The sequence below is a fragment of the Kribbella sp. NBC_01245 genome (assembly GCF_036226525.1).
Lineage (GTDB): Bacteria > Actinomycetota > Actinomycetes > Propionibacteriales > Kribbellaceae > Kribbella.
This window is the reverse complement of the sequence record NZ_CP108487.1, coordinates 6924569-6946575: the sequence shown is the minus strand read 5'-3', so window position 1 is coordinate 6946575 and position 22007 is coordinate 6924569. Positions and strand designations below refer to the sequence as shown.

The following is a 22007-nucleotide window of genomic DNA, read 5'->3' as shown; positions in this document are numbered from 1 at the left end:
CTCAGGATGACCCGCTTGAGCGCGGGTCATCCTGGGGCGTCCGGGCGTAGGTTCGAAGGATGGCTAATGAGGCAGCAAAGTCGCGGGTGCAAGGAGATCGGCGGTCTTGGTTCGACCGGTCCGTCGAGACTGTCTATCTGCGCGTGAGTCAGGCACCGTTCTTCACGGTCTGTGCGGGTGTGGTGGTGGTCTGGCTGATCAGCCTGCCGTTGTGGCATGACTTGAAGAGCTGGCAGGTGGCGATCCACACGGTGGCGAGCATCTTCACGCTGTTGCTGGTGGTGCTGCTGGAGAACGCCGGCCGGCGAGCAGAAGAGGCTGCGCAGGAAAAGCTGAACGTCATCGCCGAAGCGCTCGCCGATCTGATGGACTCCCAGGCGTCCACCGACCCCGAACTCCAACTGTCAGCCACCAAACTCCGCGAGTCCATCGGCCTCGAAGAACGCCACTGACCCGCGCGCCATTCTCACGACCCTTGCCGTTGGCACCTTGTTGCTCGCGGATGCCTGGTTCGACGTGACCACCGAAGCACCAGGGCCCGACCAGACCCTGGCGTTCGCGATGGCCCTGGCGCTAGAGCTCCCGCTCGCGGTCGGCGCCTACGTAGTCGCCTACCGGCTGGTCCATTCGGCGATGGGGCCCTCGTGTAGGTCGGCGTAGACGCGGTCGCGGAGGTTGTTGGCTTGCGCGTCGGTGAGGGTTCGGTCGAGCGGACGTAGGACCAGTCTGACCAGCAGGTTCCGTTGGCCCGGCGCCAGCGCCAGCCTGGATCGGGCAGACGGCGGTAAGGCGTCGTACGGCGTTTCGCCGAGGACCTCGACCGATTCGACGGCGTCGGCGTCATCGCCGAGGGCGTGGCGGACGCGGTCGCCGATGACCTCGTCGGACCCGTCGACGTCCGGCCCGATCACCACGGACAGGTCGCGTCGTACGGCGGGCATCGCCGACACCGGGCGGTACGGCGCGAGGTCCAGCAGCTGCTCCGCGACGCGTGGATCCTCGGAACGCAACAACCGGATGTCCGTGATGCCCTTGCGCAGCATCACCAGCCGGTCGAGGCCGAGCCCCATCGCGAGCCCGGTCCACTCCGCGGTGAGACCTGCTCGGCGCAACACCGCCGCCGAGGCCAGACCGCATTCGCCGATCTCGATCCATTGACCTTGCCAGTGGACGTCGATCTGCCGGCCTTTGGTGGTGTACGGATGGACGGCCGGCACGGTACGACAATCGGCCCCGGGCAGTGCCGCCGCGACAACGCGCGCGATCATCTCCTCCAAGTCGGCTTCCGCGCACGCCGCCGTACGGGTGATGCGCCAAAGGTCGAGCTGATGCGGCGTACCGGTGTGCTGCCAGTCGACGCTGTCGCGCCGATAGCAAATCCCCGCGCAGACAAGCAGTACGTCGTCAGGCGCATGCGGGGTGGACGCGAGTTCGCGCAGCGCGGGCGGGATCATCGCCGAGCTGTGACTGCGCAAGACCTCGTCTGGACCGACGTACCGGGTGTAGCGGGCGTCCCGGGTGATCGCGTCCGGGGCATAGCCGAGGTTGTCGTAGTTGTCCGCGAGCGGAACCACCGGGTGATCCCGGCGGACCCGCACCTCGGCGGTAGGCCAGCTCTCGGCGAGCGTCGTACGGAGTGAATCGGCGACGAGCTGGATGGCGTGCGGACCCTGCGCGGGGTCGGCGAGATCGCGAATGAGCATGGGAGTTCTCCAAGGTGTGAAGGCGAATCGGTGGAGTTCACACCCCGACCGGCCGCGGTCACCTCGGGAAGACCCGGCGCTATCTCAGCGCACGTGAACGGCCAACCCCGACGGCACCACTGTGCCGGCCGGGGCCACGAAATCGCCGCCCACGAATACTCACGCCACTACTTTAGCCGGGCCACGAGGGCGAAGGCATTCGGTAATTGGCCGTCCCACACTTTCGCCGAGATGCCGCCGGCTCGCCAGAACGGCTCGGCGTACTCCTCCAGGACCAGCACCTCGAGACCTGCGGCGGCGATCGTGGTGACGATCTCGCCGAGGGTCCACTGCCACTCGCGCGCGCCGTTCGCCGGGTACGTGTCGTTGATATGCGTCCGGTCGAAGTAGCCGCGATCGGGCCGGATACGCGGCTTGTCCTCGTCCCAGGTCCACAACGGCACCATCGGATGCGCCTCGTAGACGAACAGGTGCCCGCCGGGACGAAGCAACCGCGCGACATCCCTTGCCCAGGCGGATAGGTCCCGCATCCAGATCAACGCGCCCTTGCCCGTGTAGACGAGATCCGCGCAGTTCTCGCGCAACGGCACGCCCGGCACCTCGGCGACCAGGTAGCGGCAGGCCGTACCCAACTCGTCCGAACGACGCTGCGCCGACTTGGCCGCCACTTCGCTGTAGTCGACGCCGACGACGGAACGGGCTCCTTCAGCGACCAGCGCAAGGCCGTCGAGGCCGTTCCCGCTCTGGAGATGGACAACCTCTGGCGACGCGTCCAGTAGCGGGCGCAATAGCTCGAGCTCGCGGTCGAACAACAGCGAGTCGCTCTCACGGGCCTCGGCCAGGAGCTCGTCATGTTCGTGGACGTACTTCTGCGACGCCTTCTCCCAGGCCTGGCGGTTCTGCTTCACGTCTGGGTCCATTCGGCCACTCTGGCGTACGGCGCTGTCGACGAGCGAGCCATTAAACCGTCGACGATGGCAGGATCCCGGCTATGCGATGGATCGACGGACTCGAGGAACTGGCGGCCGGGCGACTTCCCGAGCCGGTGCATCGGTATTTCCGGCAAGGTTCGGCCGGCGGCATCAGCGTGGCGGAAGCGGTGGACGCCTGGAACGCTGTCCGGTTCCGGCCACAGGTGCTGACCGACGTGTCGCGGATCGACCTGGGTACGACGGTCGCGGGCACCCCGGTCGACGTACCCGTGCTGGTGGCGCCGACAACCCTGCAGCGCCAGGCCGATCCCGGTGGCGAGGCGGCGATGGCGGCCGGAGCTGGTGCGGCGGGCTCGCTGACGGTCGTGTCGAGTAATGCCGGGACCACGTTCGCCGAGATCGGTGCGACCGGAACGCCCTGGTGGTTGCAGATCTACGTCGCCCGGAACCGCTCGGCCACCATCGAGATGCTCGACGCCGCCGTAACCGCGGGTGCCCGGGCCGTCGTACTCACCGCCGACACGCCCGTGGTCGGCCGCAAGGAGGACGACGGGCCGACCGTCTGGGAGGTGATCCAGCCGGGCCACCTGCTGGCCAATCTCGATGAGGACAAGTACAGCGATGACGACCTGGCCAAAGCCGACGACCTCGGCCCCGACATCATCGGCTGGCTGGCCGAACGCACCGGCCTCCCCGTCCTCGTCAAGGGCGTGCTCCGCGGCGACGACGCCACCCGATGCGCCGAAGCCGGTGCGGCCGGAGTGATCGTCTCGAACCACGGCGGCCGCCAACTCGACGGCGCCATCCCGACCGCCCGCGCCCTACCCGAAGTGTGCGAGGCCCTCGCGGGCACAACCACCGAGGTGTACGTCGACGGAGGCCTTCGCCGCGGCGAGCACGTCCTCGCGGCACTGGCGATGGGCGCTCGCGCGGTCCTGGTCGGACGTCCGGCCTTGTGGGCGCTCTCGGTCGAAGGCGCGCCCGGCGTCACCCGCCTCCTCACCGACCTGGCCGACGAACTGGCTCACGCCCTCCGCCTGGTCGGCCGCCCATCCCCCGCCACGCTCACTCCCGACGTACTGGCCTAAAGCCGGCTAGGCCACGCGCCTCAGCGGAAGTTGGGGCTGTTCGGCGATCGAAATATGCAATATATTACTGACATGCCCATCCCGCAGAACACGCCTGCGATCGATCGACGCCTGCTTCGTGACGACGTCTACCACCGCCTGCGCGAGGCGATCGTCGACGGCACCTTCGAGCCCGGCGAGCAGTTGCGCGACGTGGACCTCGCGACCTGGCTCGGAGTCAGCCGGACTCCGGTCCGCGAGGCACTACTGCGCCTCGCCGAGGCAGGATTGGTCGTGGCCCAGCCGGGACGCTCCACCACCGTGAGCTCGATGAACCTGCGCGCCGTCTCCGAAGCCCGCGACGTAGTAGGGGCGATGCACGAGCTCGCCATCCGTGAGGCCGTGGGCAGCCTCACCGAAACCGACCTCGACGCGATGCGCGAAGCCAACGACCGGTTCCGCGCGGCGATCGAGAAGGGCGACGTCGAGGCGGCCCTGCGCGCCGACGACGAACTGCACGGCATCCCGGTGAAGGTCGCCTCGAACCGTGCCCTGATCGCAGTCCTCGACCAGTTCACGCCGGTAGTGCGACGGGCCGAGCGGCTGCGCTTCTCATCGCTGGGCGGACGGGCGTCCGTCGCCCGGCATGACGACCTGATCCAACTCTGCGCCGCCGGCGACGTGGAGCGGGCCGCAGCGGTCGCCTTCGACACCTGGCACACCCTGCCTGCCACAGAGGAGTGAATCATGAGCATTTCCGACTTCCCCCGCCACCAGCTGACCTTCGGGCCGAGCCCGGTCCATCCGCTGCCGCGACTGACTGCCCACCTCGGTGGTGCGTCGATCTGGGCCAAGCGGGAGGACTGCAACTCAGGACTGGCGTACGGCGGCAACAAGACCCGCAAGCTCGAGTACCTCGTCCCGGACGCGCTCGCGCAAGGCGCCGACACGTTGGTGTCGATCGGCGGATACCAGTCGAACCACACCCGCCAGGTCGCCGCCGTCGCCGCGTCGGTCGGCCTGAAAGCCGTTCTGGTGCAGGAGAACTGGGTCGATTGGCCGGACTGCGTGAACGACCGGGTCGGCAACATCCTGCTGAGCCGGATCATGGGCGCCGAGGTCCGGATCGACCCGGCCGGCTTCGGCATCGGGTTCAAGGACTCGTGGGCCCGCGCGATCGAGGACGTGAAACAACGCGGCGGTACGCCGTACGCGATCCCGGCGGGAGCCTCCGACCACCGGCTGGGCGGCCTCGGCTTCGCGAACTGGGCGTACGAGGTCGAGCAGCAGGAGCGCGAGCTCGGGGTCTTCTTCGACACCATCGTGGTCTGCGCGGTCACCGGCTCGACTCAGGCCGGCATGATCGCCGGGTTCGCCGCGCTCGAGCAGGCCGGCGGCAGGCCGCGTCGGGTGATCGGCATCGACGCCAGCGCGAAGATCAAGGAGACCCGCGACCAGGTCACCCGGATCGCGACCGCGACGGCCGAACTCATTGGCGTCGGCCGGCCGCTGCGCGACGACGAGATCACGATCCTGCCCGAGTGGGCCGGCGACCTGTACGGCGTACCGGTGCAGTCGACGCTCGACGCGATCCGGCTCACCGGCCAGCTCGAAGGCGTCGTCATCGATCCCGTCTACGAGGGCAAGTCGATGGCCGGTCTGATCGATCTCGTCACCACCGGCCAGATCCCCAAGGACGCCACGGTTCTCTACGCCCACCTCGGCGGCCAACCGGCCCTGAACGCCTATAGCGGGCTCTTCACCCACACCCAGCCACTGCGCCTGCCGGTCGGGTGAATGTGAACGTCTCGTTTAGGTTCCCGAAGGCCCCTGGTGTTCCGCGGCTCGAGTCGTATCGTGGAAGAGGTGGGCACATCTACCGCGTGGATGTGTCCTAGCGATGGGGACGCGGAAACGCGAAAGCCCCCGGTCCGCCGACCGGGGGCTTTCGTTTGAACGAGCTGGAGATCAGGCCTCGGCCGGGTCGTCCATCAGGTTGCGGGTGCGGTTGGGGTCAACCGGGATACCGGGGCCCATCGTGGTCGACACGACGGTCTTCCGGATGTAGCGGCCCTTGGAGCTGGACGGCTTGAGTCGCAGGATCTCCTCGAGCGCGGCGCCGTAGTTCTCCACCAGCTGGGCCTCGGTGAAGCTGGCCTTGCCGATGATGAAGTGCAGGTTCGCGTGCCGGTCGACGCGGAACTCGATCTTGCCGCCCTTGATGTCGTTGACAGCCTTCGCGACATCGGGGGTGACGGTGCCGGTCTTCGGGTTCGGCATCAGACCACGCGGGCCGAGCACGCGGCCCAGCCGGCCGACCTTGCCCATCAGGTCGGGGGTGGCGACGACGGCGTCGAAGTCGAGCCAGCCACCGTTGACCTTCTCCAGCATGTCGTCCGAACCGACGAAGTCGGCGCCGGCGGCCAGTGCGGCCTCAGCCTTCTCACCGGTGGCGAAGACGAGGACCCGTGCCGTCTTGCCGGTACCGTGCGGAAGGTTGACGGTGCCGCGCACCATCTGGTCCGCCTTGCGGGGGTCGACACCGAGGCGCATGGCGACGTCGATGGTCGAGTTGAACTTCTTCGAACCGGCGGCGTCCTTCGCCAGCTTGATCGCCTCGAGGGGCGTGTGAAGCTTGTCGGCGTCGATCTTCTCGGCAACCGCGCGGTAGCTCTTGCTGCGCTGAGTCATGTTTGTTCCTCTCCTGGGATGTGGTCATCGGGCGGCGCTATCGCCCTGCCACTACAACTGGTGGTGCGAACTGACCGAAGTCAGCTTTCGACGGTGACGCCCATCGAGCGCGCAGTGCCCTCGATGATCAGCATCGCCGCGTCGATGTCACGGGCGTTCAGGTCCGGCATCTTGGTCTCGGCGATCTCGCGCACCTGGGCCTTGGTGATCTTGCCGACCTTGTCCTTCTGCGGGACGGCCGAGCCCTTCTGCACGCCCGCGGCCTTCTTGATCATCTCGGGCGCCGGGGGCGTCTTCGTGACGAAGGTGAAGGAGCGGTCTTCGTAGATCGTGATCTCGACCGGCACGACGTTGCCACGCATGGATTCCGTCTGGGCGTTGTACGCCTTGCAGAATTCCATGATGTTGACGCCGTGCGGACCGAGCGCGGTACCGACCGGCGGCGCCGGCGTGGCGGCACCGGCCTGGAGCTGCACCTTGACGAGGGCAGCGATCTTCTTCTTGGGAGGCATCTTCTCGGGTCCTTAGACTTTCTGGATCTGGCTGAAGCTGAGCTCGACCGGGGTCTCCCGGCCGAAGATCTCCACCAACGCCTTGATCCGCTGGGCGTCGGGGTTGATCTCGGTAATGGTGGCGTGCAGGGTCGCGAACGGCCCGTCCACGACCATGACCGAGTCGCCCACCCCGAAATCGGCGACCTCGACCTTCTTCTTGGCCGGGGCTTTCGTGGTGGTACCGCCGGTTTCGGCGGCCTCTGCCTCGGCCGCTGCGACCACAGCCGGGGCAAGCATCTTCTCGACCTCTTCGAGGCTGAGCGGTACGGGCTTCTGGCTGTGCCCGACGAAGCCGGTCACCGACGGGGTGTGCCGGACGGTCGACCAGGACTCATCGGTCAGGTCCATCCGGACCAGCACGTAGCCAGGCAGCACGGTCCGCTTCACCATCCGGCGCTGGCCGTTCTTGATCTCGGCGACCTCTTCGGTCGGCACGACGATCTCGAAGATGAAGTCCTCCATGTTGAGGGAGGTGATCCGGTTCTCCAGGTTCGCCTTGACCCTGTTCTCCATACCGGAGTAGGTGTGCACGACGTACCAGTCGCCGAACTTGGACCGCAGCGCGCTGCGGAACTCCTCCAGCGGGTCACCGGGCTCGACGATCTCTTCCTCGTCGGCCTCTTCGGTCTCAGCCTCGTCCTCGTCGGCCGCGTCATCGTCGGCCACTTCGTCGTCGGCCGCCGCGGTGACGGGCTCTAGGTCCGCCTCGGCGGTCACCTCGTCCTCATCGTCGGCGGTCGCGGTGACGGGCGCGGTGGCCTCGTCGTCCTCGTCCTCGTCGGCCGCGGCAACCGTCGCCGGCTTCGCGGACTCGAACGGGTCGTCGGAATCGGAGTCCACCTCGAACAGCTCGTCCTCGGTGCCCGCTTCCTCGATGCCGAAGTCGAAGTCGTCGAGATCGATCTCTTCGTCCGCGTCAGCGGTTACGTCGACATCGTCCTCGAGGTCGAGGTCATCGTCGTCGCGCTGGTCTGACACGTTGTCTCCAAAATCTCTTATGCGGTGCTGAGGGGTACCACGGGGCGATCGAAGGTCAGCCGAAGACCTTGAACATCGCCCAGCCGAACGCGAGGTCGAGCACTGACACGATCGCGATGACGAACACCACGAAGGTCAGAACGACCACGAAGTACGTGGACAGCTGCTTACGGGTCGGCCAGACCACCTTGCGGAGCTCGGCCACGACCTGCCGGTAGAAGCGCAGCAGTCGGTTGCCCGAGCCGCCCTCGGCCGGGCGGCCGGCGCCGGACGTTGCCGGGGTGCGGGTCTCCGTCACGACCAACCTTCTTCCTGTGCGAACCGAATACAACCTGTCTTTGTTCCGCGAACAGCCTCACGTGCGCTGCGGTACGGGCCCTGCTAAGGCACCTGGCCGGCCGCTCGGGCCGGCCAGGTGTTCTGCAGGGCAGGAGGGACTTGAACCCCCAACCTTCGGTTTTGGAGACCGATGCTCTGCCAGTTGAGCTACTGCCCTACGGGTGCAGTCGGATCTGATCTCGGGCATGCCGGATCAGGGCCTCCTACGCCCGGGGAACGAGTGTACGGGGTGAAAGGTGCCCGGGTCGAACTGGGCCTCTTCGCCCCGGCCTCACTCGCGCCGGTTCCTGGTGTGACAGCTGGGACTACCTAACGAGACCGGTATGTCACGGCTCACACAAGGGTGCCAGGATAGCCCCATGGTCTCCCGCATCTCCGAACGCATCGGTGCAATCAGTGAATCCGCGACTCTCGCCGTCGACGCCAAGGCGAAGGCGCTCAAGGCCGCCGGCCGGCCCGTGATCGGCTTCGGCGCCGGCGAGCCCGACTTCCCGACCCCCGGCTACATCGTCGAGGCGGCGGTCGAGGCGGCTCGCGATCCGAAGAACCACCGCTACAGCCCCGCCGGTGGTCTGCCCGAGCTCAAGCAGGCGATCGCGGACAAGACCAAGCGGGATTCCGGTTACGAGATCGAGCCCGCGCAGGTCCTGGTGACCAACGGCGGCAAGCACGCGGTCTACAACACGTTCGCGACGCTGCTCGACCCGGGCGACGAGGTGCTGCTGCCCGCTCCGTTCTGGACGACCTACCCGGAGGCGATCCGCCTGGCCGGCGGCGTTCCGGTCGAGGTGCTGGCCGACGAGACCCAGAACTACCTGGTCACCGTCGAGCAGCTCGAGGCCGCCCGGACCGAGAAGACGAAGGCGCTGCTGTTCTGCTCCCCGTCGAACCCGACCGGCGCCGTCGACAGCCCGGAGGCGGTCAAGGCGATCGGCGAGTGGGCCCTCGAGCACGACCTCTGGGTCGTCACCGACGAGATCTACGAGCACCTGACGTACGGCGACACCAAGTCCACGTCGATCCCAGTCGCCGTGCCCGAGCTGGCGGACCGGACCGTGGTGCTGAACGGCGTCGCCAAGACGTACGCGATGACCGGCTGGCGAGTGGGCTGGATGGTCGGCCCGAAGGACGTCATCAAGGCCGCGACCAACCTGCAGTCGCACCAGACCTCGAACGTCTGCAACATCGCCCAGCGGGCCGCGATCGCCGCGCTGACCGGTGACCTGACGGCCGTCGAGGAGATGAAGGTCGCGTTCGACCGTCGCCGCAAGACGATGGTCCAGCTGCTGAACGAGATCCCCGGGGTCGAGTGCCCGACGCCGACCGGCGCCTTCTACGCGTACCCGTCGGTCAAGGGCGTGTTCGGCCGCGACATCAACGGCCGCACCGCGACCACCTCGACCGAGCTGGCCGAGATCATCCTGGAAGAGGCCGAGGTCGCGGTCGTGCCGGGCGAGGCCTTCGGTGCGCCGGGTTACCTCCGGTTGTCGTACGCCTTGGGTGACGAGGACCTGGCCGAGGGCGTCAACCGGATCGCCAAGCTGCTCGCCTGACAGCTTCTTTACCGGTGGTCACGGCGGGGCCTTTCCTGCCGTGACCACCGGTTTTCCGTTCCGGGCACTCGGTCGGTAACCTTCTGTAATGACGCAACGGGACCTGCGGCTGTTGCCGAAGACCCACCTGCACCTGCACTTCTCCGGCTCGATGCGGCACCTCACCCTCGTCGAGCTGGCGGACAAGCACGGGGTGCGGCTGCCGGACGCGCTGCGCACCGAGTGGCCGCCGTTGCTGTCCGCCGCCGACGAGCGCGGCTGGTTCCGGTTCCAGCGGCTGTACGACATCGCGCGGTCGGTGCTCCGGACCGAGGACGACGTACGGCGCTTGGTCCGCGAGGCCGCCGAGGATGACCGGGCCGACGGCTCCCGCTGGCTCGAGATCCAGGTCGATCCGTCGGGCTACGCGAACCGGTTCCACAACATCACCGAGTTCACCGACCTGGTGCTCGACGCGGCCCGCGACGCGAGCGCCTCGACGGGTATCTCCGTCCAGGTCGTGATCGCCGCGAACCGTACCCGCCATCCGCTCGACGCCCGCATCCTCGCGCGACTCGCCAGCCAGTACGTCGGCCGCGGCGTCGTCGGTTTCGGCCTCTCGAACGACGAGCGACGCGGTACGACGTCGGAGTTCGCCCCCGCCTTCCGAATCGCGCGCAATGCGGGTCTGCTCGCCGCTCCGCATGGTGGTGAGCTCTGCGGGCCGGCCACCGTCCGGACGTGTCTGGACGAGCTCGGCGCCCAGCGGATCGGCCATGGCGTGCGCGCTGCCGAAGACCCGGACCTGCTGGCTCGTCTCGTCGACGCCGAGGTGGCACTGGAAGTCTGCCCGGCGTCGAACGTCTCGCTCGGGGTGTATCGCTCGGCCGAGGAAGTGCCGTTGCGGCAGCTGTACGAAGCGGGCGCGCGAATCGCCCTTGGCGCGGACGACCCCTTGCTCTTTGGATCGAGGTTGGCCGAGCAGTACGAGACGGCCCGCTCGGTGCACGGCTTCACCGACGCCGAACTGGCCGACCTGGCCCGCTCGTCCGTCCTAGCCTCAACCGCGCCACCAGACGTCCAACACAACCTCCTCACCGAAATCAACACCTGGCTAGGCGTAACCGCCCCCCACCCCACCACCACCCCCCTCCCCACGCCCTAACCCCCGGGCTTCGGGCAGACGCCTGCGTACTGACTTCTCGTCGATTCGCCTTGTTTGGTTGCCCGCATCTGAACGGTTCCTTCTCGTCATCTGACGGCACTGGTATCAGCCCAACGGGCAACGAAACGAGGCGAATCGTCGAGGAGTCCGGCACATCGCCCACTCCGAAGGCACACCCCACCAGCCAGCACGTCACCTAGAGCAGCCGGTTTTCCACAGATCTCAAACTCATCGTGCACGCGATCGTGGCCGACGGCATCTTCTCTTTGCGTGGGTCAGAACGGCCCGCGGACCTTGGTCGACGACGGGAGGTGCGGCGTGGTTCGGGTGGAGTTGATGCGTGCGCGAAGGGGCAGCCCGGGGCAGCTCGGGGCAAGCTGGGGCAGACCGCTCTGGAGTGGGTTTTCCCTGCTGTCTAAGGGTGTTCACGCCAGTACTCTCAGCGCATGTCTGAGGTCAACGGGTTGCTCCGCGCTGCACGGGAGCGGACCCGGTCGCCGAGCGCGCCCGGGGAGAGCATGTCGCGTGCGGAGCTGGCGGACGCCGTGTGCGAGTGGTTGTGGCAGACCACCCAAACGCAGTACGAGCTGGACGGCCACTACATCGCGAAGCTCGAGCGGGGTGCCGTCCGTTGGCCGGGCGCCCCCTACCGAGCCGGCCTGCGCCATGTGCTGAAGGTTGCCTCCGACAACGAACTCGGCTTCATCCCGCCCGGTGCGGCACCGCCGATCGAGCCCGATCTCACCTCGTGCTCGACCATCGGTCTCGAGGACGACCTGGTCGACGCCGGTGACGAGTCGGTCTCGCTGCTGACCTTGGCCGAGGAGTCGAACCTCGGCGAACTGACGGTCGAGCAGATGCATGCCGACCTGCACCGGGTCGCTCAGACGTATCTGCGCGTGCCGACGAAGCCGTTGTTCCTGCGGACCCGTGGCATCCGCGATCGCGCGTTCAAGCTGCTCTCGGGGCGCCAGCAGCCCGCCCAAACACGCGATCTGTACGCCGCTGCCGGGTGGTCCCTCACCTTGCTGGCGTGGATGTCGGTGGACCTGGGCCGTCCGGATATCGCCGAAAGTCACACCCGGACGGCCTGGGCCTGCGCGGAGAGCGCGGACCATGACGACCTGCGCGCCTGGGTGCGGGCCGCCCAGCACACCGCGGCCTTCTGGCAGGACGACTTCGGCAAGGCGGCGGTCTTCGCCGCCGACGGCTTGCGCTTCGCCCGTGGTTCGTCGAAGACGTTCCTGGCGGCGGCACACGCGGTCGACCTCGCCCGGGCCGGACAGTTCGGTCCGGCCCGGCAGGCGCTCGAGCTGGCCAAGAGCGCGGAGTTCGAGGCCGGCACCAATGAGCTGGGCGGACCGTTGCTGTGTTCACCCGAACGAGCGGAGGCAATCTGGTCCGACGCCCATCTCTGGCTCGGCGAGGCCGCTGTGACCGCGGAGCACGCGGATCGCAGCGTCCGGTTGTTCGAGGCGGCCGCGCATGCCCAACGGAACTACGGCTCCGAGCGGATGGTCCGGCTCCAGCAGGTCAAAGCCCGCCTGGAGTTGGGCGAACTCGACGGCGCGGTGGAAGCGCTCGACGCAGTCCTGCCGACGGCACCGGAGTTCCGCGTCCGGCCGTTGATCCAGCGCATCAGCGAGGTGGCCGCCCAAACCCGGACACCCCGCTACCTCGGCGAAGCCAAGGCACGGGCCATGCACGAAACCATCCGCGAGTTCGTCCGCCGCCCCGCCACCACCCGCCCAACCCGCTAACCCGCTTCCCCACTTCGCCACTGTCCTGCTGTCCCGCTTCCCCGCTGTCCCGCTTCCCCGCTGTCCCGCTTCCCCGCTGTCCCGCTTCCCCGCTGTCCCGCGCTCACGGTCGGGCAGGCACCGTCTCCACCCCGTACGACACGCTGCGGCATTTGGACCACGTCCATGTGGTCCGCGCTCGTAGTTGTGGCTGCACCCGCCTAGAAGCCTGGCATTGATAGCGCACCCTTCTGCCCCTGGATGGCCCGATCTGCCCGCCGATCTGCCCTCCCGGAGCGGTGCGCAGTGAACAACGCTGAGTGACATTCCGACAGTCCCGAGACACAGTCCCGAGACGTAGTCCCTGAGGAAAGGCAGTTCCGAGGTGATGGGAAATTCGTGGGTCCTACTGGCCGCCTTCATCGCGACGGCCGCTCTCTATGCCTTCATCGTCCGCGCAGTCGACCGGGAGGTGCGAGATCGGTGAACGTGATGGAAGACGAGATCGGCCAACCCCGCCGGAGAGTGCGGGTCTGGTTCGGCGAGCACGTCATCGCCGAACACGTCGGCGCGGTCGCCATCGCCGACAGATGGGAGCAAATGATGCGCCGCCGCTTCGCCGGTCTCCGCGTGACAACTGAAGACCTCCCCACCAGATTCACCAACCACCAATAACCCAACCCACCAGTGGCGGCCAGTGGCGGCCGGCAACCTCGGGCCCCCACCACGACGACTGCCACGACGGCGATGACGATGTTTCCCCACCTCGGTGCCGACCACGAAGAACGTCGCCTTGATGTTCGGAATCGAGGTGAGGTGGGGCCTTGATCGGCCACTCCCTGCCGTGGCCCGGTGGCACAAGCGGACCTAGGATCGTTTCAACGCCGACGTGCAACCCGTAGCTGATCGGCAGCGTGCCCTCGTGCGCTGATCTCGCATACCGCGACCGGCTCAACCACAGGCCAACTGCTGCCGTTCACACCGCTGGCCCGCTGAAGTCGGCCGCGGGAGGCCTCCGGGTCGCCGAGTCGCTGCCGCGTTGAGGAAGGTGCTGATGTCTTTTCCCGTCAACAGCGAGGCACTGAGCCCCGACGAGACCGCTGCCAACGAGCTTCTCGCGCCTTTCGAGATTCAGATCGTCAGGCTCAGGGGCGAGTTCACGTTGCGCGGCAACCTGACCGGGCTTGAGGCCGCGTATCTGCACCCGGAGACCCTGGAGCAGATCCCCGCCTCGGTGGTCGACGAGATCACGGCATTCGGTGAGCGTCGCGAGCGACTCCTCGCCGAGTGTCTCGACGCGCACAACCACCCGAACGCCGCCTCAGCGGCGACCGCGATCGGCCAATCGGACGATCGCCGCCCGTCGGATCCGGCCGTCGCCCGCAATCCCGTCAGCGAGACGGACGCCAAGGTCGTCTATCCACCCGTACCGCCGGCCGAGGTCGTCGCCAAATGCACCGCCAAAGTGAACGCACACTACGGACTGCGCAACGAAGGCTCACTTCTCGACGTGCTTCACCGCGCCAAGGGACCAGACGCGAAGCTGTACGAATCGAAATAGCCCGCCGAGGTCAATCCCCGAGATGGAAGCCGACGACCGCTCGGCTTAGCCGGGACCGCTTGGCTTGGCTGGGCGGGCCGGCGGACGTCAAAGGGTGCAGTTGATGAGGACGGGTTCGTTGATGAGGGTGATGCCGAAGGCGCGGTGGACCTCGTCGCGGACGTGGCCGGCCAGGGCGAGGAGTTCCTTGGCGGTGGCGCCGCCGCGGTTGGTCATCGCCAGGGTGTGCTTGGTGGAGACGGCTGCGCGGCCGACGGTGTAGCCCTTGCCTACGCCCGCGTGTTCGATCAGCCAGGCGGCACTGGTCTTGACGCGTCCGTCCGGCATCGGCCATTGCGGTGCACCGGCGGGTACGTCTGCCGGTTCGGCCAGGATCGGGTTGGTGAAGAACGACCCTGCGCTCCAGGTGTCGTGGTCGGACTTGTCCAGCACCATGCCCTTGCCGCGCCGAAGGCCGAGAACGGCGTCGCGCACGTCCTGCAGCGGAACCCGCGCGCCGATTTCCACACCGAGGACTCGCGCCAGTTCGGCGTACTCCACCGGAGCCGAGAGATCGCCGAGTGGGAGTTGGAAGGTGACTTCGAGTACGACGTACCGGCTGGGCTCGGCTTTGAAACGGGAGGTGCGATAGGCGAAACCGCAGTCCGCCGCCGCGAAGGTCCGGACGGCGTTGTCGACGCGGTCCCAGACCCGGACGCGGGCGATCGACTTCTCGACCTCGTGTCCGTAAGCGCCGACGTTCTGGATCGGGGTCGAGCCGACCAGGCCGGGGATGCCCGACATGGATTCGAGTCCGACCCAGCCTTCGGCGATGGCCCGTTGGACGAAGGCGTCCCAGTCCTCGCCGGCGGCCACGGCCACGGTCGCCCCGGAGCAGGCGTCGGCGTCTTCGCGGACACCGCGGGTCGCGATCCGGATCACCGTGCCGCGGAATCCCTCGTCGCCGACGACCACGTTGCTGCCGCCCGAGAGCAGTAGCACCGGTTCCTTGGCGGCGTCGGCGGTGCGGACCGCCTCGATCAGGTCGGCCTCGGTCTCGACGGTGACCAGTCGGTCGGCCGGACCTCCGACCCGAAGGGTGGTGAGCTCGGCCAGCCGTACGTCATTCGTGGTCTGCATCGGTCAGGTCAGCCGCACCAGCGCGCGGGCCTGCCCGAGCACCTTCTCGTCGGCCGCGATCGCGGTGATGTCGATCCGGGCGGTACCGTCCTCGTTGATCGCTGCCACCTTCGCGCTGATCTCCAGGGTCGCGCCCTTGTCGTCATCGGGCACCACCACGGGCTTGGTGAAACGCACGCCGTACTCGATCAGCCGGCCGGGATCGCCGAGCCAGTCGGTCACGACCCGGGCCGCCGAGGCCATCGTCAGCATGCCGTGGGCGACCACGCCGGGCAGGCCGATCGCGCCGGCGAACCGGTCGCTGTAGTGGATCGGGTTGAAGTCGGCCGAGGCGCCGGCGTATCGGACCAGCGAGGCGCGGGTCAGTTGCACGGTCAACGGCGGCAACTCGGTACCGACCTCGATCTCGGTCAGCGGGGTGCTCATGCGTCGCCCTCCGGCGTGTGGAAGATGACCGCGGTGGTGGTCGCGAGTTCCTCACCGTCAGTGGTGGTCAGCACGGTCTCGGTCGTGACGACGTCCATGCCGCGAAGCTGGCGGTACGCCGTGAGCGTGCAGAGCGCGGCCACCTCGTCCCCCGCGCGAATCGGCCGCTTGTAGGCGAACTTCTGGTCGGCGTGCACGATCCGGTGCAACGCCAACCCGAGTACGGGGTCGGCCAGCATCAGGTTGAAGGCGCCCTGGCCGAGCGGGAAGGCGAAGGTGGGCGGGGCGATCGCGTCGTCGCCGCGATAGGCCGGGTTGGGGTCGCCAATCGCGTCGGCGAACTCGCGGATCTTCTCCCGGCCGACCAGGTAGGACTCGGGGGCCGGATAGGTTCGGCCGACCGCCGATGCGTCGATCGTCATGGCATGAACCCTACTGGCAGACTGACCAATGGCTCTTAGCGCGTGTGCCGCCTAACACCGCCTGACACCGCCTGAATCCCTTACTGGAAGGTAGCTGCGTGACGGCGTACGAAGACGCCCCCGCTGGAACAGTGGCCGCGTTGGCCCGCTTCGGGGCACGCTACGAGGTGCAGCTCGGTGAACCGGCTGGAGACGACTGGATCCGTGCGGATCGTCTACTCGTTCCGGACGGGCCTGAACTCACGGGATTGCTCAAGCATGAGTACGACGGTCGCGGCCATACCAGCGAGCACGCGACGGCGTTGAGCTTCATGGCCGTGTACGCCGGGCGTATCCCCGCAACGGCCCTCCTCCTCTGGGCACTCGAGGGAGTCGTCCTCGACGTCCGTCCCGTGAACCTCTGGGTCAAACCAGCCACAGACGCCGGGATCGAGGCCGTCGCGATCCGATCGCTAGAGCCACTCCCAGGCGGACTACCCGCCCTGTACGACGTAACGCTGGCGGGCCACCTACTGCCGTTGGCGGCCGAGCTGCACCGTCGTACCCGTGCTGGCCTTCGTCAACTGCGCGGCGGAGTTGCCTCAGGTACGGCGCTGGGGTTCTGCGCGGCGACGCGCGAGACCGTTTCGGCAGACCCGAAGGTGCTGGCGGAGAAATGGGCCGAGTTCATCGGCGGAGCGCCTGCCGGGCTCGACCGGCTGGGCGAGGTCACCACGGTCGACCGCGGCGGCCGGGACATCCTGGTCTACCTGCGGAACACGTGCTGTCTGTATTACTCGTGCGCGGCCGGCGGCGGGAAGTGCTGCTCGAGCTGCTGCCTCACGCCCCGGGATGATCGCCTCGCGGGCTACGCGGCCGGCTAACGCCGCGCGTCCGCAAAATAGCGAAGAGGCCGTCCCCGACTCGGGAACGGCCTCTCGCGAAAAGTTGCTGAGGTCAGCGGGTCTCGCGGTGCTCGGTGTGGTCGTTGCAGCGCGGGCAGAACTTCTTCAGCTCAAGACGATCCGGGTCGTTGCGCCGGTTCTTCTTGGTGATGTAGTTGCGCTCTTTGCACACCGTGCACGCCATGGTGATCTTCGGGCGGACGTCGCTTGCCTTGGCCATTGGTGTCTCTTCTAGTCAGGAGTGCGCAACTTGGGTGATCGCACTCTCGAAAGCACTGCGTTGGTGGGTAGCGGGGGCGGGAGTCGAACCCGCGACACCACGATTATGAGCCGTGTGCTCTAACCACCTGAGCTACCCCGCCAAGAGTTGTCCGTCGCGCCCGGCGGACCGGGCGAGACATCCTTCTCAGAGCCCCTTTACGGAATCGAACCGTAGACCTTCTCCTTACCATGGAGACGCTCTGCCGACTGAGCTAAAGGGGCGGGCCGAGGAGAGACACTACACGGCCTCCCGCCCAGGTGTGAAATCGGCTTCGATCACACCTGCCGGACGGCCGTTGCACCGCTCTTCCGACAGCGGAAGTCTACCCTGCCGAGAGGGGTGCTTCTGCCAATTTTCGGCGGCCTCGATCGGGGCCGATTTCGCCATCCGATCGGGACCGAATCGGCACGTATTACAACCTCATGGACGTTTCCGTGCATCGACTGGCATGACTTGGGTCACACGATTCGCACCCCCGATAACCACCGGCATGCCGCCTGACCGACCACGAAGAGCCCAACCGGGCTTAACCCAGAGTGAGCGAATTCGGGTCAGTTCGACGTTCAACAGTTTGATGCCGTCGTGACCTTCTCGTTATCGTCGAGGCCACCCCCTGGGGAAAACCCTGGGGGTAAGTCACGCCCCTCAATGCCCCTCCAGTGGAAGGTCCCCTCGTGTCCCCTCTCCGTGACGTGTCCGATCGCGCCACACCGCGATCCGTGGTTCGCACGGCGAACACGGCAGGCACCGCCAGGCGTTCACCCGCCAAACACCGTGTCACTCGGCGTAAGCAAGTCCGAGGTGCTCAGGTCATCGGCCTGACCGCCGCGTTGGCCGCCGCAGCCAGTGCAAGCACCGTCGGCGTCAGCAATGGCGCCTCCACCAACCAGGCCGACTCGATCCAACCCGAGGCGATCACCGCCGCCCGGATCGACCGGCGCGAGCTGGCCACCCGCGACGCCTCGCGATTCGCCCTGGCCGACTCGACTGCCCGCAAGCTCCAGGCCGCCGCTGAAATTCAGGCGAAGGCCCGCGCCGCCAAGCTGGCCGCGAACCGTTCTGCGACGGAGCGCCGGGTCGCGGCACTTGCTGCCGCGAAGAAGGCCTCCGCCGCCGCAGAGGCCAAGAAGCAGGCCCAGGCCGCTGCGGCCGCAAAGGCCCGTGCAGCTGCCCGTGCTGCAGCTGAGGCCGCCGCACCGAAGGCTTCACTGCCGACTACCGGCTACCGCATCACTGCGACGTTCGGCCAGGGCGGCAGCCGCTGGGCGCGCAACCACACCGGCCTGGACTTCGCCGCGCCGTACGGGACTCCCATCCGGTCGGTGCTGGCCGGCAAGGCCATCGCGGCCGAGTACGCCGGTGCGTACGGCCGTCAGGTGAAGGTCCGGCACAGCGACGGCACTGTCACGTCGTACTCGCACATGTCGGAGTTCACCGTGTCGGTCGGTGACAGCGTCAGCGCCGGCGAGCAGGTCGGCTCGATCGGTACCACCGGCAACACCACCGGCCCGCACCTGCACTTCGAGGTACTGCTGGGCGGCGAGACCCAGGTGAACCCGAAGCCGTGGCTCATCGACCACGGCGTCACGCCGTAGCTCAAGTCATTCCTCTAGCCCGGGTGAGCATTGCGCTCGCCCGGGCTAGATGAATTTTGCGAGGCTGTAGTCGTCGATGAGCTGGCCGTTGATGACGAACTCGGCCCGGGAATGGCCTTCGACCTCGTAGCCTTGGCGTTCGTACAACTTGCGGGCGGCGGTGTTGGTGGCGAACACGTTCAGGCAGATCTTGCGGCCGCCGCGGCGACGTACCTCGTCCTCAACGGCCTGCATCAGCGTCGAGCCGATGCCGAGACCGCGCGCCTCCGGCGAGACCGCGAGGCCGTGGACGGCGAAGACGCCGGCGCCCTCCTCGATGGGATAGCGCTCCACCAGCTTCGCGTAGCCGACGATCCGCTCGTCGTGGAGCGCGACCAGGTGATACTCCGGCTTGGACCTCTCGCTGAAGAACGAGTCCCGCTCGGGTGGCGTCAGCGAGGGAAACCCGGACTCCGGGCTCCACGCCGCCTGATCGAGGGCGAGCAGTTCGGCCTCATCCTCGAGCACGCCACGGCGAACGGTCACGTCCTGTCTCACGGCATCAGTCACGCCGTCCATCATCACCCGACTCCCCCGCCAACGCCCGCGCTTTTCGACGTACGGCGGATCAGGTGCGGGTGGTGCGTTGGTGGTGGCGGCGAGCCTTGAGGCGGTTGCCGCAGGTCGCCATCGAGCACCAGCGGCGCGAGTTGGCCCGGCTTCGGTCGAGCAGGAACAGGTTGCACTCGTCGTTCTCGCAGGGGCGAAGTCGGCCAGGCGCGAGCTCTTCCAATTCGGCCCAGGCCAGCACGCATCGCACAGCGAATTCGCCCGCCTTGCCGGGCTTGAGGTCCCACCGCACGACTTGACCGTCGATCGCCGGCGTACGCGAGGCGCCGGCCAGGAACGGCTGCAGCACCTCCGCCTTTTCACCGCGCACCACGGACGCGATGGCGTCCCGCACCGCTCGCGCCACGGCGGGCGTCGTACCGGCCGCACCCTGATCGTCGAGCCAGCCCTTAGCGGCCGCGTCATCCGCAAGGGCGTCCGCCTTGACCCCGTCGACGATCGGCGCGGTGTTGAGCAGGTCCAGCAACAGCTCGTCATCACGTCTAACCACATTGAGCATGTTGACAGGTTAGCACTCCGCAAGGTTGACTCTGTAACCACATAAACGTCTCAAAGGGGTTAGGCATGACAACGCATCACCGCGCCATCGAGGTCAACGGGCACGAGATCTTCTATCGGGAGGCGGGTGCCGCGGACGCGCCGGTGATCCTGCTGCTGCACGGATTCCCGACTAGCTCGCACATGTTCCGCAACCTGATCCCGCTGCTGGCGAAGTCGTACCGCGTGATCGCGCCGGACCACCTCGGCTTCGGCCAGTCCGCGATGCCCTCGGCGGACGAGTTCACCTACAACTTCGCCACCTTGGCCGAGCTGACGACCGTGTTCACCGAGGCGCTCGGCCTCTCGTCGTACGCCATGTACGTCCAGGACTTCGGCGCGCCGATCGGCTGGCGGATGGCGCTCGCGCATCCCGAACGCATCACCGCCGTGATCACGCAGAACGGCAACGCCTACGAGGACGGGCTGGTCGAGGAGATGTGGGCCGACGTCCACGCGTATGCCGCCGAGCAGTCGCCCGAGAACGAAGACGCGGCCGCGATGATGCAAAGCGCCGAACTGGTGAAATGGCAATACCTGCACGGCGTTCCGGACCCGTCGCTGGTCAGCCCGGACACGTGGACGCACGACCTGGCGCTACTGGCCCGGCCTGGGGCTGAGCGGGTTCAGCTCGACATCATTCGTTCGTACGTCGACAACTTCCGGCTCTACCCGAAGTTCCAGGAGTACTTCCGGACGAGCCAGGTCCCGCTGTTGGCGACCTGGGGCGAGAACGACGAGATCTTCCCGCCGGCCGGGGCGAAGGCCTTCGCGCGGGACCTGCCGGATGCGGAGATCCACCTGCTGCCGACCGGGCATTTCGCCCTCGAGACGCATGCCGCCGAGATCGCCGCGCTGATGCTGGAGTTCCTCGCGCGACGGCGTTGAAAGGGTTGACCTGGAGCGCGCTCCAGGTTGTTGGCTCCTGGTCATGACCGGATTGAACCTTGCACTGGGAGCGATGGAATTCGGCTCCCGTATTGACGAAAAGACCTCTTTCGCCCTGCTCGACCAGTACGTCGACGCGGGCGGCGAGTGGATCGACACGGCCGACTGCTACGCGTTCTGGCACGTCCCGAGTGGGCATGGCGGACAGAGCGAGGAGCTACTGGGCCGATGGTTCGCGCGCCGCCCCGGCGTACGGGAGCGGGTGAAACTCGCCACCAAGGTCGGCTGGGAGCCACTCCATCCCGGCGGCTATCCGACCTCCGTCGAATCGCTCGACCAGGCCGGTATCGCCAGTGCCTTGAGTACGTCGTTGCGCCGGCTCGGGGTGGACCACATCGACCTTTACTGGGCGCATCGCGACGACCGCTCGACGCCGTTGGAGGAGACGGTCGCGGCCTTCGGGCAGCACGTCGCTTCCGGTACGGTCGGCCGCCTCGGCCTGTCGAACTGGTCGCTCTGGCGGACCGAACGCGCTCGCGCTCTGGCCGTCGAGCTTGGTGTGGAGGTGCCGAGTTTCCTCCAGCTGAAGTACAGCTATGTGCACCCGCGGCCGTTCGTCGCCGACCAGTCGGGTCAGCACCGGTTCGGCTGGCTGACCGATGAGACGCTCGACTTCGCGACGGCCGATCCGAGCTGGAATTTGTGGGCCTACACGCCGTTGATGGCGGGCTCGTACGAACGCGACGACCGGCCGATGCCGCCCGAATACGACCACCCCGGTACGACGGCACGGCTCGAGGCCCTTGCCAAGGTCGCCGCCGAACTCGGTGTCAGCCGGTCGAGTGTCGTGGTGGCGTGGCTCATCGGCGGCTCGCCGGTGGTGCGGCCGATCGTTGGCGCGAGCAAGCCGGAACAGCTCGCGGCGTCGATCGAAGGCGCGCGTCTTGAGCTCCCGGTTGACGTACGCGCGGAGCTGGACACGCCGTGGTGACGCCTAGCTCGGT

The 22007-nt window shown here is 67.5% G+C and carries 25 protein-coding genes and 3 tRNA genes; 13 read left to right on the top strand and 15 right to left on the bottom strand.

Annotated elements, in window-relative coordinates; translation table 11 throughout:
- Positions 1–59 precede the first annotated feature (59 nt).
- Positions 60–452, top strand: a complete 393-nt coding sequence (locus OG394_RS31745) for a low affinity iron permease family protein (RefSeq protein WP_328990848.1) — start codon at positions 60–62, stop codon at positions 450–452.
- A gap of 159 nt (positions 453–611) precedes the next feature.
- On the opposite strand, the gene srmL is transcribed toward OG394_RS31745, so the two are convergent.
- Together srmL and OG394_RS31735 are read right to left on the bottom strand one after the other, a co-directional pair.
- Entirely contained in the window at positions 612–1703 is a 1092-nt protein-coding gene (gene srmL, locus OG394_RS31740) for a PheS-related mystery ligase SrmL (RefSeq protein ID WP_328990847.1), read from the bottom strand.
- A gap of 167 nt (positions 1704–1870) precedes the next feature.
- Entirely contained in the window at positions 1871–2623 is a 753-nt protein-coding gene (locus OG394_RS31735) for a class I SAM-dependent methyltransferase (RefSeq protein WP_328990846.1), read from the bottom strand.
- Positions 2624–2694: 71 nt separating this feature from the next.
- On the opposite strand from OG394_RS31735, the gene OG394_RS31730 reads away from it, so the two are divergent.
- The 3 genes from OG394_RS31730 (at position 2695) to OG394_RS31720 (ending at position 5499) form a co-directional block, all read left to right on the top strand.
- On the top strand, positions 2695–3723 hold the full coding sequence (locus tag OG394_RS31730; protein WP_328990845.1) for an alpha-hydroxy acid oxidase: 1029 nt from the start codon (positions 2695–2697) through the stop codon (positions 3721–3723).
- Positions 3724–3795: 72 nt separating this feature from the next.
- The gene (locus OG394_RS31725; RefSeq protein WP_328990844.1) at positions 3796–4446 is read left to right on the top strand and encodes a GntR family transcriptional regulator; all 651 of its coding nucleotides are present in this window, start codon (positions 3796–3798) and stop codon (positions 4444–4446) included.
- A 3-nt stretch (positions 4447–4449) separates the two neighbouring features.
- On the top strand, positions 4450–5499 hold the full coding sequence (locus OG394_RS31720; protein ID WP_328990843.1) for a 1-aminocyclopropane-1-carboxylate deaminase: 1050 nt from the start codon (positions 4450–4452) through the stop codon (positions 5497–5499).
- Positions 5500–5670: 171 nt separating this feature from the next.
- On the opposite strand, the gene rplA is transcribed toward OG394_RS31720, so the two are convergent.
- From rplA to OG394_RS31695, 5 genes are all read right to left on the bottom strand, one after another.
- Positions 5671–6393, bottom strand: a complete 723-nt coding sequence (rplA, locus tag OG394_RS31715; protein ID WP_328990842.1) for a 50S ribosomal protein L1 — start codon at positions 6391–6393, stop codon at positions 5671–5673.
- A gap of 80 nt (positions 6394–6473) precedes the next feature.
- Positions 6474–6905 carry a 50S ribosomal protein L11 gene (gene rplK, locus OG394_RS31710; protein ID WP_328990841.1) on the bottom strand — a complete coding sequence of 144 codons (432 nt, stop codon included), beginning with the start codon at positions 6903–6905 and terminating at the stop codon, positions 6474–6476.
- Positions 6906–6917: 12 nt separating this feature from the next.
- Entirely contained in the window at positions 6918–7925 is a 1008-nt protein-coding gene (gene nusG, locus OG394_RS31705; RefSeq protein WP_328990840.1) for a transcription termination/antitermination protein NusG, read from the bottom strand.
- A 55-nt stretch (positions 7926–7980) separates the two neighbouring features.
- A complete protein-coding gene (gene secE / locus OG394_RS31700; RefSeq protein ID WP_328990839.1) occupies positions 7981–8223 on the bottom strand; it encodes a preprotein translocase subunit SecE in 243 nt (80 codons plus the stop codon).
- A gap of 125 nt (positions 8224–8348) precedes the next feature.
- A tRNA-Trp gene (locus OG394_RS31695) sits at positions 8349–8421 on the bottom strand.
- A gap of 202 nt (positions 8422–8623) precedes the next feature.
- Here OG394_RS31695 and OG394_RS31690 point away from each other — a divergent pair.
- From OG394_RS31690 to OG394_RS31670, 5 genes are all read left to right on the top strand, one after another.
- A complete protein-coding gene (locus OG394_RS31690) occupies positions 8624–9817 on the top strand; it encodes a pyridoxal phosphate-dependent aminotransferase (protein ID WP_328990838.1) in 1194 nt (397 codons plus the stop codon).
- Positions 9818–9905: 88 nt separating this feature from the next.
- Positions 9906–10961 carry an adenosine deaminase gene (locus OG394_RS31685; protein ID WP_328990837.1) on the top strand — a complete coding sequence of 352 codons (1056 nt, stop codon included), beginning with the start codon at positions 9906–9908 and terminating at the stop codon, positions 10959–10961.
- A 446-nt stretch (positions 10962–11407) separates the two neighbouring features.
- Entirely contained in the window at positions 11408–12721 is a 1314-nt protein-coding gene (locus OG394_RS31680; protein WP_328990836.1) for a hypothetical protein, read from the top strand.
- Between the two features lie 471 nt (positions 12722–13192).
- Entirely contained in the window at positions 13193–13375 is a 183-nt protein-coding gene (locus OG394_RS31675) for a hypothetical protein (protein ID WP_328996887.1), read from the top strand.
- Between the two features lie 379 nt (positions 13376–13754).
- Positions 13755–14261, top strand: coding sequence for a hypothetical protein (locus OG394_RS31670; RefSeq protein WP_328990835.1), 507 nt, complete (start codon positions 13755–13757; stop codon positions 14259–14261).
- An 87-nt stretch (positions 14262–14348) separates the two neighbouring features.
- Here the strand turns inward: OG394_RS31670 and OG394_RS31665 are convergent, their stop codons facing one another.
- Genes OG394_RS31665 through OG394_RS31655 form a run of 3 tightly spaced genes read right to left on the bottom strand, consistent with a single transcriptional unit; the run spans position 14349 to position 16228 of the window.
- Positions 14349–15380, bottom strand: coding sequence for a UDP-N-acetylmuramate dehydrogenase (locus tag OG394_RS31665; RefSeq protein WP_328990834.1), 1032 nt, complete (start codon positions 15378–15380; stop codon positions 14349–14351).
- 3 nt (positions 15381–15383) lie between these two features.
- Entirely contained in the window at positions 15384–15806 is a 423-nt protein-coding gene (locus OG394_RS31660; RefSeq protein WP_328990833.1) for a MaoC family dehydratase, read from the bottom strand.
- The gene (locus OG394_RS31655) at positions 15803–16228 is read right to left on the bottom strand and encodes an FAS1-like dehydratase domain-containing protein (protein ID WP_328990832.1); all 426 of its coding nucleotides are present in this window, start codon (positions 16226–16228) and stop codon (positions 15803–15805) included. The genes OG394_RS31660 and OG394_RS31655 overlap by 4 nt, the downstream gene beginning before the upstream one ends.
- Before the next feature lie 98 nt (positions 16229–16326).
- Between OG394_RS31655 and OG394_RS31650 the strand changes: the two genes are divergently transcribed.
- Positions 16327–17091 carry a hypothetical protein gene (locus tag OG394_RS31650; RefSeq protein ID WP_328990831.1) on the top strand — a complete coding sequence of 255 codons (765 nt, stop codon included), beginning with the start codon at positions 16327–16329 and terminating at the stop codon, positions 17089–17091.
- Between the two features lie 73 nt (positions 17092–17164).
- On the opposite strand, the gene rpmG is transcribed toward OG394_RS31650, so the two are convergent.
- The 3 genes from rpmG to OG394_RS31635 form a co-directional block, all read right to left on the bottom strand.
- A complete protein-coding gene (rpmG, locus tag OG394_RS31645; RefSeq protein WP_328990830.1) occupies positions 17165–17332 on the bottom strand; it encodes a 50S ribosomal protein L33 in 168 nt (55 codons plus the stop codon).
- 68 nt (positions 17333–17400) lie between these two features.
- Positions 17401–17474, bottom strand: a tRNA-Met gene (locus OG394_RS31640).
- A 48-nt stretch (positions 17475–17522) separates the two neighbouring features.
- Positions 17523–17595: transfer RNA gene (locus OG394_RS31635), tRNA-Thr, on the bottom strand.
- Between the two features lie 453 nt (positions 17596–18048).
- Here OG394_RS31635 and OG394_RS31630 point away from each other — a divergent pair.
- The gene (locus OG394_RS31630) at positions 18049–18969 is read left to right on the top strand and encodes a M23 family metallopeptidase (protein WP_328990829.1); all 921 of its coding nucleotides are present in this window, start codon (positions 18049–18051) and stop codon (positions 18967–18969) included.
- A gap of 45 nt (positions 18970–19014) precedes the next feature.
- Here OG394_RS31630 and OG394_RS31625 read toward each other — a convergent pair whose 3' ends face one another.
- Together OG394_RS31625 and OG394_RS31620 are read right to left on the bottom strand one after the other, a co-directional pair.
- Complete coding sequence (locus OG394_RS31625) at positions 19015–19518, bottom strand: GNAT family N-acetyltransferase (RefSeq protein WP_328990828.1); 504 nt, start codon at positions 19516–19518, stop codon at positions 19015–19017.
- Positions 19519–19576: 58 nt separating this feature from the next.
- A complete protein-coding gene (locus OG394_RS31620; RefSeq protein ID WP_328990827.1) occupies positions 19577–20077 on the bottom strand; it encodes a CGNR zinc finger domain-containing protein in 501 nt (166 codons plus the stop codon).
- A gap of 65 nt (positions 20078–20142) precedes the next feature.
- Between OG394_RS31620 and OG394_RS31615 the strand changes: the two genes are divergently transcribed.
- Positions 20143–21003 carry an alpha/beta fold hydrolase gene (locus OG394_RS31615; RefSeq protein WP_328990826.1) on the top strand — a complete coding sequence of 287 codons (861 nt, stop codon included), beginning with the start codon at positions 20143–20145 and terminating at the stop codon, positions 21001–21003.
- Between the two features lie 43 nt (positions 21004–21046).
- Entirely contained in the window at positions 21047–21994 is a 948-nt protein-coding gene (locus OG394_RS31610; RefSeq protein ID WP_328990825.1) for an aldo/keto reductase, read from the top strand.
- The last annotated feature ends 13 nt before the right edge of the window (positions 21995–22007 follow it).

Bases quoted from the DNA above. Each gene is read 5' to 3' on its own strand.
- OG394_RS31675 (WP_328996887.1), top strand. From the start codon at position 13,193: ATGGAAGACGAGATCGGCCAACCCCGCCGGAGAGTGCGGGTCTGGTTC.
- OG394_RS31615 (WP_328990826.1), top strand. From the start codon at position 20,143: ATGACAACGCATCACCGCGCCATCGAGGTCAACGGGCACGAGATCTTC.
- OG394_RS31665 (WP_328990834.1), bottom strand. From the start codon at position 15,380: ATGCAGACCACGAATGACGTACGGCTGGCCGAGCTCACCACCCTTCGG.
- OG394_RS31720 (WP_328990843.1), top strand. From the start codon at position 4,450: ATGAGCATTTCCGACTTCCCCCGCCACCAGCTGACCTTCGGGCCGAGC.
- rplK (WP_328990841.1), bottom strand. From the start codon at position 6,905: ATGCCTCCCAAGAAGAAGATCGCTGCCCTCGTCAAGGTGCAGCTCCAG.
- OG394_RS31735 (WP_328990846.1), bottom strand. From the start codon at position 2,623: ATGGACCCAGACGTGAAGCAGAACCGCCAGGCCTGGGAGAAGGCGTCG.
- srmL (WP_328990847.1), bottom strand. From the start codon at position 1,703: ATGCTCATTCGCGATCTCGCCGACCCCGCGCAGGGTCCGCACGCCATC.
- OG394_RS31655 (WP_328990832.1), bottom strand. From the start codon at position 16,228: ATGACGATCGACGCATCGGCGGTCGGCCGAACCTATCCGGCCCCCGAG.
- OG394_RS31620 (WP_328990827.1), bottom strand. From the start codon at position 20,077: ATGCTCAATGTGGTTAGACGTGATGACGAGCTGTTGCTGGACCTGCTC.
- rplA (WP_328990842.1), bottom strand. From the start codon at position 6,393: ATGACTCAGCGCAGCAAGAGCTACCGCGCGGTTGCCGAGAAGATCGAC.
- OG394_RS31685 (WP_328990837.1), top strand. From the start codon at position 9,906: ATGACGCAACGGGACCTGCGGCTGTTGCCGAAGACCCACCTGCACCTG.
- OG394_RS31680 (WP_328990836.1), top strand. From the start codon at position 11,408: ATGTCTGAGGTCAACGGGTTGCTCCGCGCTGCACGGGAGCGGACCCGG.
- OG394_RS31670 (WP_328990835.1), top strand. From the start codon at position 13,755: ATGTCTTTTCCCGTCAACAGCGAGGCACTGAGCCCCGACGAGACCGCT.
- OG394_RS31610 (WP_328990825.1), top strand. From the start codon at position 21,047: ATGACCGGATTGAACCTTGCACTGGGAGCGATGGAATTCGGCTCCCGT.
- rpmG (WP_328990830.1), bottom strand. From the start codon at position 17,332: ATGGCCAAGGCAAGCGACGTCCGCCCGAAGATCACCATGGCGTGCACG.
- OG394_RS31690 (WP_328990838.1), top strand. From the start codon at position 8,624: ATGGTCTCCCGCATCTCCGAACGCATCGGTGCAATCAGTGAATCCGCG.
- OG394_RS31745 (WP_328990848.1), top strand. From the start codon at position 60: ATGGCTAATGAGGCAGCAAAGTCGCGGGTGCAAGGAGATCGGCGGTCT.
- OG394_RS31660 (WP_328990833.1), bottom strand. From the start codon at position 15,806: ATGAGCACCCCGCTGACCGAGATCGAGGTCGGTACCGAGTTGCCGCCG.
- OG394_RS31725 (WP_328990844.1), top strand. From the start codon at position 3,796: ATGCCCATCCCGCAGAACACGCCTGCGATCGATCGACGCCTGCTTCGT.
- OG394_RS31730 (WP_328990845.1), top strand. From the start codon at position 2,695: ATGCGATGGATCGACGGACTCGAGGAACTGGCGGCCGGGCGACTTCCC.